Source organism: Stenotrophomonas sp. HMWF023 (genome assembly GCF_003060985.1).
GTDB lineage: Bacteria > Pseudomonadota > Gammaproteobacteria > Xanthomonadales > Xanthomonadaceae > Stenotrophomonas > Stenotrophomonas lactitubi.
In genome coordinates this window covers 1,589-17,423 of record NZ_QAIJ01000260.1, presented here as the reverse complement: position 1 = coordinate 17,423, position 15,835 = coordinate 1,589, and the positions used below count along the sequence as shown (strand labels likewise).

General features: G+C 63.4%; 12 protein-coding genes. 7 read left to right on the top strand and 5 right to left on the bottom strand.

Annotated elements, in window-relative coordinates:
- The 4 genes from DBR20_RS23250 to dnaA form a co-directional block, all read right to left on the bottom strand.
- Positions 1-1,214 (bottom strand): ATP-binding protein (locus DBR20_RS23250; RefSeq protein ID WP_258223379.1); only part of this gene is annotated, 1,214 nt, incomplete at its 3' end.
- Between the two features lie 112 nt (positions 1,215-1,326).
- Positions 1,327-2,421, bottom strand: coding sequence for a DNA replication/repair protein RecF (gene recF / locus DBR20_RS14940; protein ID WP_108266718.1), 1,095 nt, complete (start codon positions 2,419-2,421; stop codon positions 1,327-1,329).
- A 923-nt stretch (positions 2,422-3,344) separates the two neighbouring features.
- Entirely contained in the window at positions 3,345-4,445 is a 1,101-nt protein-coding gene (dnaN, locus tag DBR20_RS14935) for a DNA polymerase III subunit beta (RefSeq protein ID WP_108266717.1), read from the bottom strand.
- A 276-nt stretch (positions 4,446-4,721) separates the two neighbouring features.
- Positions 4,722-6,053, bottom strand: a complete 1,332-nt coding sequence (gene dnaA / locus DBR20_RS14930; protein ID WP_089241915.1) for a chromosomal replication initiator protein DnaA — start codon at positions 6,051-6,053, stop codon at positions 4,722-4,724.
- 254 nt (positions 6,054-6,307) lie between these two features.
- Here dnaA and rpmH point away from each other — a divergent pair, with 254 nt between their 5' ends.
- The 6 genes from rpmH to DBR20_RS14900 all read left to right on the top strand — a co-directional run bounded on the left by rpmH (position 6,308) and on the right by DBR20_RS14900 (position 13,472).
- Positions 6,308-6,448 (top strand): 50S ribosomal protein L34, encoded by a 141-nt coding sequence (gene rpmH, locus DBR20_RS14925; protein WP_006404565.1) that lies wholly within the window; start codon positions 6,308-6,310, stop codon positions 6,446-6,448.
- Positions 6,449-6,453: 5 nt separating this feature from the next.
- The gene (gene rnpA, locus DBR20_RS14920) at positions 6,454-6,948 is read left to right on the top strand and encodes a ribonuclease P protein component (RefSeq protein ID WP_025875580.1); all 495 of its coding nucleotides are present in this window, start codon (positions 6,454-6,456) and stop codon (positions 6,946-6,948) included.
- Positions 6,948-8,663 (top strand): membrane protein insertase YidC, encoded by a 1,716-nt coding sequence (yidC, locus tag DBR20_RS14915; RefSeq protein ID WP_089241919.1) that lies wholly within the window; start codon positions 6,948-6,950, stop codon positions 8,661-8,663. The genes rnpA and yidC overlap by 1 nt, the downstream gene beginning before the upstream one ends.
- A gap of 130 nt (positions 8,664-8,793) precedes the next feature.
- Positions 8,794-11,463: a polysaccharide deacetylase family protein gene (locus DBR20_RS14910; protein ID WP_108266725.1), complete on the top strand. Its 2,670-nt coding sequence runs from the start codon at positions 8,794-8,796 to the stop codon at positions 11,461-11,463.
- Positions 11,464-11,466: 3 nt separating this feature from the next.
- Entirely contained in the window at positions 11,467-12,816 is a 1,350-nt protein-coding gene (mnmE, locus tag DBR20_RS14905) for a tRNA uridine-5-carboxymethylaminomethyl(34) synthesis GTPase MnmE (protein WP_108266716.1), read from the top strand.
- Between the two features lie 68 nt (positions 12,817-12,884).
- The gene (locus DBR20_RS14900) at positions 12,885-13,472 is read left to right on the top strand and encodes a sce7726 family protein (RefSeq protein ID WP_100461702.1); all 588 of its coding nucleotides are present in this window, start codon (positions 12,885-12,887) and stop codon (positions 13,470-13,472) included.
- Here DBR20_RS14900 and DBR20_RS14895 read toward each other — a convergent pair.
- Entirely contained in the window at positions 13,420-14,502 is a 1,083-nt protein-coding gene (locus DBR20_RS14895; protein WP_258223377.1) for a beta family protein, read from the bottom strand. The genes DBR20_RS14900 and DBR20_RS14895 overlap by 53 nt on opposite strands.
- A 220-nt stretch (positions 14,503-14,722) precedes the next feature.
- Here DBR20_RS14895 and DBR20_RS14890 point away from each other — a divergent pair.
- On the top strand, positions 14,723-15,835 hold a 1,113-nt coding region (locus tag DBR20_RS14890; RefSeq protein ID WP_108266723.1), incomplete at its 3' end, for a glycerophosphodiester phosphodiesterase.

Sequence of the window (15,835 nt, the reverse complement as noted above, 5' to 3'; positions counted from 1 at the left end):
CGCGCCTTGCGCGCCGCTTCGCGGGCACGGGCAGCGTCGACGATCTTGCCGGCGATGGCCTTGGCTTCGTTCGGATTTTCCTGCAGGAACTCTTCCAGGCGCTGGCCGAACGCACTTTCCACGGCCGGGCGCACATCCGAGCTGACCAGCTTTTCCTTGGTCTGACTAGAGAAGCTCGGGTCCGGCACCTTGACCGACAGCACCGCGATCATGCCTTCGCGCATGTCATCGCCGGTCAGGTTGATCTTGGCCTGTTTGGCGATGCCGTTCTGCTCGATGTAGTTGTTGAGCACGCGGGTCAACGCGCCACGGAAGCCAGCCAGGTGGGTACCGCCGTCCTTCTGCGGAATGTTGTTGGTGAAGCAGTACATCGTCTCCTGGTAGGAGTCGGTCCACTGCAACGCCACTTCCACGGTGATGCCGTTGGATTCGCCGCTTACCGAGATCACGTTCGGGTGCAACGGCGTCTTCAGCTGCGCCAGATGCTCCACGAAGCTGCGGATGCCGCCCTCGTAATGGAAGTCGTCGCGGCGGCCATCACCACGCTCGTCCACCAGCACGATCTTGACGCCGGAATTGAGGAAGGACAGTTCGCGCAGGCGACGGGCCAGGATGTCGTAGTGGAATTCCACGTTGTCGTGGAAAGCCTTTACCGAAGGCCAGAAGCGCAGGGTCGTACCGCGCTTGGTGCTGGGTCCGACCTGCTTGAGCGGATGCAGTGCTGCGCCGTCGGCGTACTCCTGCTGGTAGTGGAAGCCGCCCTGGTAGATATCCAGGACCAGCTTCTGCGACAGCGCGTTGACCACGCTGACGCCCACGCCGTGCAGGCCGCCGGAAACCTTGTAGCTGTTGTCGTCGAACTTGCCGCCTGCGTGCAGGACCGTCATGACGACTTCGGCTGCAGACACGTCGCGATCGAGCTTTTTGCTCATCTGCTCGTGCTTGCCCGTCGGAATGCCGCGACCGTTGTCGGACACTCCAACCGAACCGTCGGCATGGATCGTCACCGACACGTGATCGGCATGGCCTGCGAGGGCTTCGTCGATCGAGTTGTCGACGACCTCGAACACCATGTGATGCAGGCCGGTGCCGTCATGGACATCGCCGATGTACATGCCTGGGCGCTTGCGGACAGCCTCCAGGCCTTCCAGGGCCGTAATGCTGTTGGCGTCGTAGTTGCCGTTGTTTGCCGGGGTGTTCTGTTCGTCGGTCATTGCGCTTGCCGTAGGCTCCGCAGGTCGGACACCGCTTTGAGCGATGTGCCGAGAATGAAGGGATAGCAGCCTGAATTATACCAGCCGGGGCTGAGCGGCCTTGCCGTGCCCACTATGGCACAGCCACGATCTGTGCATGTTCCACGTGGAACCGGGTGATGTTGCTCAGACTCTCCAGTGCCGCAGGCGTTTCTGTTGCGGTGATGAAGATCTGCGCCGGTGCCGCCAACAGGCGGTGCAGTACCCGGGCCTGGTGGGTTCGATCCAGCTCCGAAGCAAGATCGTCCAGCGCGATGACGGGCCACTCGCCGCGCTGCTCAGCGTAATCCTCCGCCTGAGCCAGCAGACAGGCGAGGGCGGTGAGCTTGGCCTGGCCGCGCGAGAGCGCATCGCGACCTGGAATGCTGTGAAACGCCACGCTCCAGTCCGCCCGGTGCGGGCCCAGCGAGGTGTAACCCGCCTGACGGTCGCGATCGCGCGCCAGCAACAGTGCATCGGCCAGTGGAACTTCGCTTCGACGCCAGCCGGGGCTCAGGTTCATGCCCACAATTCCCAGCTGAGGAGCCAATGCCTCGGCCAATGCGATCGTCCGGGACTGCAGCCGCTCCAGGTAGTGCTGCCGACGACTGGTCAGCGGCTCTCCCGCCTCAGCCAGCTCGTGATCCCAGGTATCGAGCATCCGCGACGGCCCGCCTTGCTTGAGCAGGGCATTGCGCTGCTTCAGCGCCCGCGAATAGCGCCGCCACAGGGAAAGGAAGTCTGGTTCCACGTGGAACAGGCCCCAATCAAGGAAACGCCGGCGCGGTTCACCACCACCACTCACCAAGGCATGGCTGCCTGGTTCAAAGGTGACCACCGCCAGGGCGGCGCACAGGTTTCCGAGCTGGGCGACGTCTTCGCCGTCCAGACGGCCCTTCCACTCCTGCCCACTGTGCCGCAGCCCTGCTTTTCGCCTCTGCGCAGGCAGATCACCGCGTTGCTCGTCCCATTCCACGAAGACTTCCAGGGCTTCATGGCCCTGACGCACCAGGCCATCGCGTACCCGCCCGCGGAAACTCCGCCCATAGGCCATCAGATGCAACGCTTCAAGGACGCTGGTCTTGCCAGCGCCGTTGTCACCGGTCAGCAGATTCACCCCTGGCTGGGGCGACAGCTCCACTGCATCGAAACGACGCAACTGGTGGAGGGCAAGACGACGAATCTGCATGGGATGCGACAGACCATCCGCACGTGGCGGTAGAGGGGCGGGGAATCACCCAGCTTACTGCATTGGTCAAGCCAGCCGTCATGGCTGGACGCGGCCCGGCATCAGCGAGCCCTGTCGACGTTGGAGAACATGTGTTCCACGTGGCGGGGGCTTGAGTGCCGGCGACAGGCGACCGGACAGCGGCCGAAATCGTTCAAATCCAGCAGCTGGCCAAGGCTCAAGGAGCTCAGATTTCAACGATCCGAAGACCGCTACTCGCACACCAGGCCTGACGGTACGCCGCGGTGGCGGTCAACACTCCGAAAATTCTTTGAAATCTGGCGGCAGCGGCCGCACCAGGTTCCACAGATTTCAAGAAATTCAAAGCCTCCGTTCCACGCCATCCACAGGGGGCCTGTATGACTTATACACAAGGTGTGGGCGAACTGTGGATAAAAAAGGCACTTTTACCTCGCTTCAAAACTATCCACAGGTTCCCCCCCAGGCTTGATGGCCTATATACAGGGGGTTTCAGCCCTATAAAGTTGTTTTAAATCAAAAACATAGCCTACTTCTACATGAAATCTGGCCCTACCATCACCACCAAGCTTTTGATTTATACCCAGATTTAGAAGCTAGGGACGCCCCGAATTTCCGCGAATGAGGCCTGTGGACAGAGAAGTCAGCACGCAGGCGAAGTCGCTCGATCCAAGACCGCGCTCTACTTGCATTCGAGCCGTCTCAGCATTCCTGCAAGGCTGGAACTCCTCGGCTAGCTTCCGACAGCCACGATCCCATGCAAGAGCGAGGACGTCTGCAACGTCTCGTCAGCCGCAAGCCCGAAGGTGCAAGAAGCATTCGGCACCGATGCTCCACGTGGAACAAAAAAAAGACGCCCGGGGATTCCCGGGCGTCCATGTGTTCCACGTGGAACGGCGCAGCTGTCAGAGACGCAACGGCATCACCACATGACGTGACTTCTCGCTGCTCGATTCACGCACCAGCGCCGAGGAGTTGGAGTCACGAAGCTGGATGATCACTTCTTCGTCGCGCAGCGCGGAGAGGGCATCCAGCAGATAGTTCACGTTGAAGCCGATGGCCAGGTCGCTGACCGTGGTGTCGGCTTCGATTTCTTCCTGGGCCTCTTCCTGCTCCGGGTTGTGCGCGCTGATCTTCAGGTTGCCCGGCGAGACTTCCACGCGGATGCCACGGTACTTCTCGTTGGACAGGATCGCGGCGCGCTGCAGCGAGGCACGCAGTGCTTCACGGTTGACCTTCACTTCGCGGTCGGCGCCGATCGGAATCACCGCCTCGTAATCCGGGAAGCGACCATCGATCAGCTTCGAGGTGAAGGTGACATCGTCGCGCTTCACACGAACGTGGCTGCGGCCGACTTCCAGCTCGATCTCGCGATCGCCGCTTTCCAGCAGGCGCTGCAGTTCGGTCACGCCCTTGCGCGGCACGATGATCTGGCGCTTGGAACCGCTGGGCTTGGCCAGATCGGTTTCGCACAGGGCCAGGCGATGACCATCGGTAGCGACGGTGCGCAGGGCATCGCCGCGCAGGTCGAACAACAGGCCGTTGAGGTAATAGCGCACATCCTGCTGGGCCATCGCGAACGCAGTGCGCTCGATCAGCTCCTTCAGGGTGGCTTCGCCGATCGCAACACGCTCGGTGGCTTCCACTTCGTCCACCGACGGGAAGTCGTTGGAGGGCAGGGTGGCCAGGGTGAAGCGGCTGCGTCCTGCCTGCACGGTGATCTTGTCACCGGTCTGGGAGACGGTGATCCGGCTGCCATCAGGCAGGGCGCGGATGATCTCGAACAGCTTGCGGGCGGGAATGGTGGTTTCGCCGTCCTGGGCATCTTCAACCGCGATCCGCGACACCATCTCCACTTCCAGGTCGGTACCGGTCAGCGACAGCTGGCCGTTCTGCACCTGCACCAGGAAATTGGCCAGAACCGGAAGGGTCTGGCGGCGTTCGACCACGTTGACGACCTGTGCCAACGGCTTGAGAAAGGCTTCGCGCTGCAGTGTGAAACGCATGTGGTTCCGTGCCCCTATGCTTTAAAAAAATGTGGAATAAATCAAAAGCTTGGTGGTGCTGGTAGAGCCAGAATCGCTGGAAAACACAGCTAAGTCTTTGTAAACAAAAGGGTTTCAGGCTTCGAAACCCTCTGCATTACCAGCCCCCAAGGGGTGGGGAAAGCTGTGGATAAATCTTCCGCGAAATCCAACGGCATTTTTATCCACACCCTGTCCCGCGCTTGCTACCGGATTCTGCACCGTTTTATGCGGTGACGCCTCATCGGCGTACGTGCATCATTCGCTCAGCTTCCGGATCAGCTTGTCCCAGTCCTCGCGGAGCTTGCCGTCGGCTTCCATCAGGGTGCGGATCTGCCGGCAGGCATGCAGCACCGTGGTGTGATCGCGACCGGCAAAGGCGTCGCCGATTTCGGGCAGGCTGTGTTCGGTCAGTTCCTTGGTCAGCGCCATGGCAACCTGGCGCGGACGGGCCAGAGACCGGGTCCGGCGCTTGGACAGCAGATCCTTGATCTGCAGCCCGTAGTAGTCGGCAACGGTTTTCTGGATGTTGGGAATGCTGATCGCCTGCTGCTGGGCGCGCAGCAGGTCGCGCAGGGTTTCCTGGGCGAATTCGGTGGTGATTGCACGGCCAGTGAAATTGGCGCGGGCGGTCAGGGTATTCAGCGCGCCCTCGAGGTCGCGCACATTGGAGCGCATCTTCTTGGCAATCAGGAACGCAACGTCATCGGGAATCTCGGCACCACGCTCGCGGGCCTTGGCCAGCACGATCGCAGCGCGGGTCTCGAAGTCCGGCGGCTCGATCGCGACCGACAGGCCCCAGGCAAGACGCGACTTCAGGCGCGCTTCCAGGCCTTCGACTTCACGCGGATAGCGGTCGCAGGTCAGGATGATCTGCTGCTTGCCATCGAACAACGCGTTGAAGGTGTGGAAGAACTCTTCCTGGGTGCGGTCCTTGCCTGCGAAGAACTGGATGTCATCGATCAACAGCGCGTCGACCTGCTGGAACTGGCGCTTGAACTGATCCATGGTCTTTTCCTGCAAGGCCCGGATCATGGCGCTGAAGAACTGCTCCGAACGCAGGTACAGCACCTTGGCGCCCGGATTGGCCTGACGCATCGCGTTGCCGGCGGCGAACATCAGGTGGGTCTTGCCCAGGCCGGTGCCCCCGTACAGCAGCAGCGGATTGTGCGCGCGGTCGCCCGGCTTCTGCGCCGCCTGGAATGCTGCGGCCAGACCCAGCTGGTTGCTGCGGCCTTCGACGAAGTTGGCGAAGGTGTAGTGGTTGTCCAGGTTGCCGGCGAACGGGACCTGCGGCTGCACCGGCGCCTGCGCCGAATGGCTGGAAACCGGCGCGATCTGCGCGTCCACGGGCCGCGGGCGCGAGCCGATTTCAAGAAAAACGTCGCCGAAACCGGCAAAGTGGGTGACCAGCTCGCGGATCCGCGGCAGGTACAGTTCGCGCACCTGATCGACAATGAAGGCATTCGGTGCATACAGCACCAGGCTGTCAGCGCGCAGATCGGCCTGCAGCGGCTTCAACCAGGTGTGAACATCCTCGGGCGGGAACTCCGCCTCGAGTCGCTCGAGACTACGTGACCAGGCATCCATCAGCAATAATTGTCCGGTGGCCGATGCATAGGCGCGAAAAGGCGCCCAAACACAGGCCTGAAAGGGGGGAAATGGATGGCTCAGCCTACCACCGAGCGCCCGCCTTCGGAATGCTTGTCCCCTACTTATTCACAAAAAGATCCACAGCTATTGCACAGCCCAGTGAATTGGCGTAGCAGACAGGGGTTGACGGGAGGGGGGATACCTCTCTAAAATTTCCGGTTCTTTCCGTCCCATTCATACGAGAGGCCCACATGGCCACCAAGCGCACCTTCCAGCCCAGCAACCTCAAGCGTAAGCGCGACCACGGCTTCCGTGCCCGTATGAAGACCGCTGACGGCCGCAAGATCCTGTCGCGTCGCCGCGCCAAGGGCCGCAAAGTCCTGAGCGCCTGATTGCCATGCCGCATCCAGCGGCAGACGCAATCCATTCGACAGTGAATACTGCAGACCCGCGCAAGCGATTCCCTCGCTCTGCGCGGGTTCGCACGCGTGCCGAATATTCAACGGTCTTCAACGGCGCCCGCCGTGTGTCCGATCCGCTGATGACCCTGCACTGGCTACCGGCTGACCGGCCGGCCAGGCTGGGTCTGGCGGTTTCCCGCAAGGTCGATCCTCACGCCGTTGGGCGTAACCGGATCAAGCGCGTCCTGCGCGACGCCTTGCGTCAGACACGAACCGACATACAGCCAGGCGACTTCGTCGTCGTGGCTCGTACTGCTGCGCGTCACGCCAGCAACGAAGATATCCGCCAGGCCTTCCTGCGCCTGTTGCGGCGCCTGCGCGCATTGCCCGCGCCGGGCGTGGACGGCACAATGCCGCCGCCTGATGGCATTGCCATTTCCTCCGTCACCGAGCCGGCACCGCGTCCCGGCCCCGCTGAGCCTGCCTGCTGATGAACCAGACCCGTGTTTTCCTGATCTTTGCCTGGCTGATGGTGGCCGTGCTGCTGTGGATGGAGTGGAGCCGTGAGAAGTCCGCCCCGACCCCGGCGCCGACGACCAGCTCGGCCCCGGCCGCCGCACAGAGCGTTCCGGGTGCAACCCCGGGCAGCATCCCCAGCGCGCAGGTTCCCGGTGCCCCGGGCCAGGCCGCTGTACAGGCCCAGGCCAGCGCCACCCCGTCCGCACAGCGCGTGACCATCACCACCGACGTGCTGCGCCTGGTGCTCGATGGTGGCCGCGTGCTCGATGCCGAACTGCTGCAGTTCCCGCAGAGCAAGGACGAAGGCAGCCCGCCGGTACGCCTGCTGACCGAAGATCCGGCACATCCGTACAGCGCGATCAGCGGCTGGGCGAGCGAAGACAAGAACACCCCGGTGCCGGGCGTCGACGGCTTCAAGCTGGTCGGTGATACCCGCGACTTCGTGCTGGCCAATGGCCAGAACGAACTGCAGGTCCCGTTCGTGTGGACCGCCGACAACGGCGTGACCATCAAGCGCACCCTGATCGTGGGCCGCAACGAGTATGCGATCCGTTTCAAGGACGAAGTCAGCAACGCTGGCGCCGCGCCGTGGAACGGCTACGTCTACCGCACCCTGGACCGCACCCCGACCATCCTGTCGCGGAGCATGACCAACCCGGACTCGTTCAGCTTCAACGGTGCCACCTGGTACGACAACGACAAGAAGTACCAGCGTCGTGCGTTCAAGGATTACCTGGACGATGGCGCGCTGAACCAGAACATCACCGGTGGCTGGCTGGCGATGCTGCAGCACCACTTCTTCACCGCCTGGATCCCGCAGAAGGACCAGACCGCACACTACGTGCTGTCGCAGGTGGCCGGTCGTGACCTGATCGAAGCGCGCGGCCCGGCCTTCACCGTGGCCCCGGGCCAGTCCACCAGCACCGAGGCCCGCCTGTGGGTCGGCCCGAAGCTGGTCAACCTGATCGCCAAGGAAGACGTGCCGGGTCTGGACCGTGTGGTCGACTACAGCCGCTTCTCGATGATGGCGGTGATCGGCCAGGGCCTGTTCTGGGTGCTCAACCAGGTGCACAAGCTGGTGGGCAACTGGGGCTGGGCCATCGTTGGCCTGGTGGTGCTGCTGAAGATCGTGCTGTACCCGCTGTCGGCGACGCAGTACAAGAGTGGCGCCAAGATGCGTCGCTTCCAGCCGCGCATCGCGCAGTTGAAGGAACGCTATGGCGATGACCGCCAGAAGTTCCAGACCGCGATGATGGAGCTGTACAAGAAGGAAAAGATCAATCCGATGGGCGGCTGTCTGCCGATCCTCATCCAGATGCCGATCTTCTTCGCCCTGTACTGGGTGCTGGTGGAATCGGTCGAACTGCGCCAGGCGCCCTGGTTCGGCTGGATCCAGGACCTGACCGCACGCGATCCGTACTTCATCCTGCCGGTGATCAACGTGGCGGTGATGTGGTTCACCCAGAAGCTGACGCCGGCACCGGGCATGGACCCGATGCAGCAGAAGATGATGCAGTTCATGCCGCTGGTGTTCGGCGTCATGATGGCCTTCATGCCGTCCGGCCTGGTCCTGTACTGGGTGGTCAACGGTGGCCTGGGCCTGCTGCAGCAGTGGTGGATGACCAAGCGTCACGGCAGCGATCCGGTGCCGGCCACGGCAGCGACCGCCCCGGCCAAGAAAAAGTAAGAGGTAGACGTCGACCTTGGTCGACTGCTCCCCAGGGTCGATCGACCCAGCAAAGGCCCGCCGCAAGGCGGGCTTTTCGCATGCGGCGTTAGAATCGCCGGCACACCATTCCCCATTGTTCGAGTCCGCCATGCCGCGTGCGCCGTCGTTCCGTCTGTTCCTGCCCAGCCTGCTGCTGACCCTGCTCGTGGCCGGCTGCGGCGACAAGGACGCGCAGGCACCGGCGGCGGTTACCCAGCCGAGCGCACAGGCTGCCGCTGCCGCCGACCCGGCCGCAGCACCGCTGCTGGGCGCATTGCAGAAGCAGCTCGACGGCTATCGCCGGATCATCGTGCTGCTGGCCGATGAGGAACAGCAGTCCGCGGCCGATCGCACCACCTCCACTCGCATCGGCCAGCAGCTGTTCCACGATGGCCTGGAACAGCGCAGCGCCATTGCCGCGCAGTTCGACACGCTGCTGCGTGGTACCAGCCCGCAGCGCTTCGCTACCCTGGGCACGGTGCTGGATTACATCGAGTCGGCACCGGAACTGTTCGATGCTGATCGCCTTGCGTTCCGCGAGGTGCTGCGTGACCTGCATGAGAGGGTTGGCACCGACTCGTCGTTGCCGGCGGTGAAGCTGCACCAGCGCATCGGCGAAGACCTCGAAGCGCTCGACGAGATCGAGCGCAACTACAACCAGGAACTGACCCGCATCTTCAGCCGATTCGAGCGTACCCGTGCCATCGAACTGAAGCGCGAGAAGTGGGACGACTACATCGCGCACCTGCACAAGGACTACAGCCGCGAAGGGATCCTGCGCGACTACGGCGTGATCGAGCCGTACCCGATGTCGATGAAGGACAGCGACCGCGAGATCTTCGGCCGCGACCTGCCGCCGAAGACGGTGGTGCTGACCTTCGACGATGGCCCGCACAAGGCATATACCGATGAAGTCGTGACCATCCTCAAGCGCTACGACGTACCGGGCGTGTTCTTCGAGGTCGGCCGCAACCTCGGCAAGGTCGAGACCGACGGCAAGGTCAGCCTCGGGCCGATGGCGAAGATCAGTCGCAACCTGATGGAAGAGGGCTACGCCGTCGGCAACCACAGCCTGACCCATGCGCAGCTGTCGCGCACCACCGGCGATGCGCTGCGCCAGCAGGTGCTGGACACCGACACCCTGCTGAAGGACGTCGACAGCAAGCGCGCGCCGCTGTTCCGCTTCCCGTATGGCGCGCGCAACGCCGAAGGCCTGCAGCTGCTGAACGAAGCGGGTCTGAAGTCGATCATGTGGAACATCGATTCGATGGACTGGGCCGACCCGGTGCCTGAGTCGATCGTGCAGCGCGTGCTCGACCAGGTGAACAAGGAACAGCGCGGCATCATCCTGTTCCACGATATCCACGACCGCGCGGTGAAGGCACTGCCGCAGATCCTGGATCGGCTGATCGCCGACGGCTACCAGTTCGCTGGCTGGAATGGCCGCGACTTCAGCGTCGCCCGCCCGCGCAAGGGTAGCGACCGCGATGCCACCGTCACCACCGGCTATGAAAAATCGTGGGCGATCGTGGTCGGCATCGACAACTATGCCAAGTGGCCGAAGCTGGAGTACGCCAGCCACGACGCGCAGGCGGTGGCCGATACGCTGACCGGGCAGTTCGGCTTCCCGTCCTCGCAGGTGATCGTGCTGAAGAACGAACAGGCCACCCGCAACAACATCCTGGCGGCCTTCCACGACCGGTTGTCCGATGACCGCACCGGCAGGAATGATCGCGTGTTCGTGTTCTTCGCCGGCCATGGCGCGACTCGCCAGCTCGCCTCTGGGCGCGACCTGGGCTACATCATTCCGGTCGATTCGGATCCGAAGGAATTCGCCACCGACGCCATCGCGATGACCGACATCCAGAACATCGCCGAGAGCATGCAGGCCAAGCATGTGATGTTCGTGATGGATGCCTGCTACAGCGGCCTTGGCCTGACCCGCGGCGGCCCGTCGTCGTCGTCGTTCCTGCGCGAGAATGCACGCCGCAGCGCGCGGCAGATGCTGACTGCCGGTGGTGCCGACCAGCAGGTGGCCGATGCCGGCCCGAACGGCCACTCGGTGTTTACCTGGGTGCTGCTGCAGGCGTTGGCCGGCAAGGGCGATCTCAATGGCGATGGCCTGATCACCGGTACTGAACTGGCCGCCTATGTGGCGCCGGCGGTATCGGCGGTCTCGCATCAGACGCCGGCGTTCGGCAGCCTGCCCGGCTCGCAGGGTGGCGAGTTCGTGTTCCAGGTGCCGGACAGCCAGGAATACCTCAACGCCGACACGCGCCAGCTGACTGCCGATGCGATCGCCCTGAACAACAAGGTCGACGCTGCCCAGGACGCCAAGAACAGTGAAGCGCCAGTGACCGTGGCTGACCTGCAGGGCGGCAAGGCCAAGCTGGTGGTGCCGACGGCCGGACCGGCCTCGGACCGCCAGCGCTCGCAGCAGGCCAACGACCGTGGCCTGCAGCTGTACCGCGAGAAGCGCTACGACGAAGCTGCCGTGCAGTTCGCCGAGGCGCTGAAGCTGCGCCCGGATTTCGCCCAGGCGGCCAACAACCTCGGCTTCGTCTACTACCGCCAGCAACGCTATGCCGAAGCGGCGCGTTGGCTGGAGAACACACTGAAGATCGATCCGTCTCGCGCGGTGGCCCATCTCAATCTGGGTGACGCGTACTTCCACGCGGGAGACAAGGCCAAGGCGAAGCAGGCCTACACCACCTACCTGGCGCTGCAGCCGCAGGGCAGTGGTGCGGCACAGGCGCGCGCGCAGCTTGAGAAGCTCTGAGTGATGAACGACGCAACCCGAACCGAGACCATCGTGGCCATTGCCAGCGCACCGGGTGCAGGTGGCGTCGGCCTGCTGCGCCTGTCGGGCCCACGCGCCGCAGCGATTGCCAACGCATTGGGTGCGCCTGCACTGCGGCCGCGCCACGCGCACTACGCGCGCCTGCGCGATGCCGAGGGCGAGGTGATCGACGACGGCATCGTGCTGTGGTTCCCGGCACCAAACAGCTTCACCGGCGAAGAAGTGGTGGAACTGCAGGGCCATGGCAGCCCGGTGTTGCTGCAGCAGCTGGTTGCACGCTGCATCGCGCTGGGCGCGCGCCAGGCGCGGCCGGGCGAGTTCAGCGAGCGCGCCTTCCTCAACGGCAAGCTCGACCTGGCGCAGGCCGAAGCCATCGCCGATCTGATCGCGGCCGGTGACAACCGCGCCGCACGTGCTGCACGCCGCTCGCTGGATGGTGTGTTCTCGCGTCGCATCGACACTGTGGTCGAACAGCTGGTGCTGCTGCGCATCCACGTGGAAGCAGCCATCGATTTCGCCGATGAGCCGCTGGATACGCTGGGCGGTGCACAGGTGCGGCGCGGGCTGGAGCAGGCCCGCAGCGACCTGGCCCTGCTGCGTCGGGATGCCGAACGCGGCCGTCGCCTGCGCGATGGCCTGCATGCCGTGCTGATCGGGCCACCGAATGCCGGCAAGAGTTCGCTGTTGAATGCGCTGGCCGGCAGCGAGCGTGCCATCGTCACCGACATCGCCGGCACCACCCGCGACACGCTGCGCGAGACCATCCGACTGGATGGACTGGAACTGACCCTGGTCGACACCGCCGGCCTGCGCGACGGTGGCGATGCCATCGAACGCGAAGGCATGCGCCGCGCCCGCGCCGAGATCGAGCGCACCGATCTGGCCTTGATCGTGCTGGATGCACGCGACCCGGCAGCGGGCGAAGCAGCCATCGGTGAGGCCGTGCTGGCGGTGCCGCACAAGGTGTACATCCACAACAAGTCGGATCTGCTGTTGGGAACGCAAGAGCAGGACGATCCGGATCGTGTGTTCGTTTCTGCTGCGACCGGCGCGGGACTGGACGACCTGCATGCACGCCTGCGTTCAATCGCCTCGGCCGGTGCGGGCGAGCAGGTGGACGGTGAGTTCTCCGCGCGTACGCGCCACGTGGATGCCATCGAGCGCGCGCAGGAACATGCGCAGCGGGCGGACGGAGAGTTGGTGCACGAGCACTTGGAGCTGGCAGCGGAAGAGCTGCGGCTGGCGCACGATGCGCTGGGTGAAATCACCGGGCAGATGAGTGCGGATGATCTGCTGGGAAGGATTTTCTCCAGTTTCTGCATCGGCAAGTAGTGCGCGGTGAACTGCGACATGCCTGGGTTTCATGCAGTACAGCGACTCCCTCTTGATACGATTCGACAATGGACCCGATAACCGACAGCGACGTCAGATCAGCGCTTCTTCGCAAGGTGATCGCCGAGCACGTGGCCAATCCCCATACGCTGGTCGTGGAGGAGATGGGGCTCGCTCGCGGCGCCTGCCGTGTTGATGTCTGTGTCATCAATGGACATCTGCACGGTTACGAGATCAAGAGCGACGTCGACACGCTGCGCAGGCTTCCTGTGCAGCAGCAGTTCTACTCAAACGTTCTCGACAAAGCGACGATTGTCGTGGGGCAGCGGCATCTTGACCACGCACTGGAGGTCTTGCCGGAGTGGTGGGGCGTACGAACGGTATCGCGCGGCGCGCGTAATGCGGTGCGAATGGAGCTTTTACGACCCGCCAGGCTCAATCCGTCAGTCAATGGGATGGACGTTGCCGCCCTTCTCTGGCGTGATGAGATCACGACACTGATCTGTGCAAGGAACCCGGACAAGGCAGCGCTGCGCGGCAACCGCACAGCGCTGTGCGAGCGGCTTGGAGAGGTATACAGCCTCGCCGAGATCCGCACGCTGGTCAGGGAACAGTTGAAGCGCCGGACAGATTGGCGAGGTCGCGAACAACCTTAGTCAGGTGGTGGTTGGTCGCCACCGTTGGCCAGGTTGAACTGCCGCCTGTGCTGGCGACGCTGTTGGCGCAATCTTCGATGTACTTGTCGCCAGCACTGTAAGTTCTCCCCATGAATACTACAGGTCGATCAGAGATCAGGTGCCTGCACAGGTCGCGATACTGGTCGCGGCCATTGCGCTTGACCTGGGTGCCGACGATGATCCGCCACTGGTCATCGATCGTGTATTTGATCTTTGCATTCGGGTCGAACAGACGTGGGTCCATCATCTCGGTCTGTGGTGACGCGCATCCGTAGTCACCGAACCATGGCTGACGCAGCGGGGTACTGGCAGCGAGCCGGGTATACCCACGCCATTCGCGACGATGAACATCTCCATGAGGACGATACCCTGCTGACGGGTTCAGGCTTGCGGGGAAGCTTCCGCCGGCCACGGTGAGCGATCTCCACCGGCTGATGTATGGCAGTACCGCGATCCATGCCTGCCAGATCGATGCCTGCAGGGTTGGAGAATCTGCGACATCTGCCGCACTGTCCAGAACGATGTCCACCTGTTCTGGTGTTACGCCCAGGAGATGCATCAAGCCGTCGATCTTTGCCGAAGGATTGCCTTCCAGGTCATCGGGAATCAAGCGCAGTGCGCACCCACGACTATCCTGCGCGATGATGCTGGCGACCGCCTGCTGATACGCCAGATGCCGCCCGAGACGGGTGGCTGGGATGGCTTGGCAGGCCGACGCCCGCGCGAGATCGAAGACGTGCGCGAGGTGATGGTCTCCATTGGCCATCGTGTCGTCGCCGGCAAGATGTGGTGAATCGAACAGGCAGCGGCGCTTCTTCCAGTTGGTGCTCAATCGCTTGCCGACATTCTTCAGATGGTCGTCGAGCGACTTGGCGGGTGCATCGTTCTCGAAGTCCCACTGCTCGACCGGGATCTCGAACAGGGGATACATCCAGTCCTTGATGGTCTCGCGTGTACGACCTACAGCGAGGTACTCACCTTGCCGCCATTTCAGGATGGGCACGTACATTGTTTTCTCCATGGTCTGATCCTCTGCCAACATCGGTGTTGGTCAGTCGAGGCTATGACCCATCCTTTCCGCGGTTCAATCGGAAAAATTGCAGAATCGAATCCGAATGGAGGTCAGCGCGATCATCGGCCGACCGCAGGCAGCCGAACACCGGCTCCCCCAACCTGTCACATTCCCGCCGCATACTGACGCCCATCACAAACCGCTTGGGGAAGTCGCAGTGAAGTCGTGGGGTCGTGTGTTGCTGTTGTCGCTGGCCGTGGCACCATCGGTGGCCATGAGTGCTGAATCCTCCCCTCCGGCCGCGCCCAAGGTGTCGGTCTACGGTCATCGCGGCGCAAGCGCGCTGCTGCCCGAGCACACCTTGGCGGCCTATGCGCAGGCCATCGCCGACGGTGCCGATTACATCGAACCGGACCTGGTGATGACCAAGGACGGGGTGATGGTGGCCCGCCACGAGAACGAGATCGGCGGCACCACCGACGTGGCCGAGCACAAGGAATTCGCCAAGCGGAAGACCCGCAAGGTCATCGACGGGCAGACGGTCGAAGGCTGGTTCACCGAAGACTTCACCCTGGCCGAGCTGAAGACCCTGTATGCCCGCGAGCGCCTGCCGGAGTTCCGCAGCACCGCCTATGACGGCCAGTTCCGCATCGCCAGCCTGGACGAGATCCTGGCGTTCCTGGTCCAGCAGGCCGGCCGTGCCAACCGTGGCATCGGCCTGGTGCCGGAGATCAAGCACCCGACCTACTTCCAGTCGATCGGCCTGCCGATGGAAGACAAGGTGCTGGCTGCGCTGCGTGGCAACGCCTATACCAACGTCGGCCCGGTCACCATCCAGTCGTTCGAGACCGCCAACCTGCGTTACCTGCGCGGCAAGATCCCGCGTGGCAGCAATATCCGCCTGCTGCAGCTGCTGTGGAAGGGCGATACCCAGCCGGCCGACATCACCAAGGCCGGTGGCGCGCTGACCTATGCGCAGATGATGACTCCGGCAGGACTGAAGGACATCGAGGCCTATGCCGATGGCATCGGCCCGGAGCTGCGCTCGATCATCCCGCTGGATGCCAACGGTGCGCTGGGCACGCCGACGTCCCTGGTGCGCGATGCGCACGCGGTGGGCCTGATGGTGATCCCGTATACGTTCCGCCCGGAGAACCATTTCCAGGCCCGCAACCTGCGCAAGGGCGCGGACAATGCGCGCAATGCGGAAGGGTCGATCGCCGAGATCCGCGCCTACCTGGCGACCGGCATCGATGCGTTCTTCACCGATGACCCGGCGCTGGGCCGGCAGGCGGTAGATGGAATGGGCGCGGCGGGAAACGCGACGGAC

Coding starts and splice junctions, on each gene's coding strand:
- recF (WP_108266718.1), bottom strand. CDS start 2,421: ATGCAGATTCGTCGTCTTGCCCTCCACCAGTTGCGTCGTTTCGATGCA.
- dnaN (WP_108266717.1), bottom strand. CDS start 4,445: ATGCGTTTCACACTGCAGCGCGAAGCCTTTCTCAAGCCGTTGGCACAG.
- dnaA (WP_089241915.1), bottom strand. CDS start 6,053: ATGGATGCCTGGTCACGTAGTCTCGAGCGACTCGAGGCGGAGTTCCCG.
- rpmH (WP_006404565.1), top strand. CDS start 6,308: ATGGCCACCAAGCGCACCTTCCAGCCCAGCAACCTCAAGCGTAAGCGC.
- rnpA (WP_025875580.1), top strand. CDS start 6,454: ATGCCGCATCCAGCGGCAGACGCAATCCATTCGACAGTGAATACTGCA.
- yidC (WP_089241919.1), top strand. CDS start 6,948: ATGAACCAGACCCGTGTTTTCCTGATCTTTGCCTGGCTGATGGTGGCC.
- DBR20_RS14910 (WP_108266725.1), top strand. CDS start 8,794: ATGCCGCGTGCGCCGTCGTTCCGTCTGTTCCTGCCCAGCCTGCTGCTG.
- mnmE (WP_108266716.1), top strand. CDS start 11,467: ATGAACGACGCAACCCGAACCGAGACCATCGTGGCCATTGCCAGCGCA.
- DBR20_RS14900 (WP_100461702.1), top strand. CDS start 12,885: ATGGACCCGATAACCGACAGCGACGTCAGATCAGCGCTTCTTCGCAAG.
- DBR20_RS14895 (WP_258223377.1), bottom strand. CDS start 14,502: ATGTACGTGCCCATCCTGAAATGGCGGCAAGGTGAGTACCTCGCTGTA.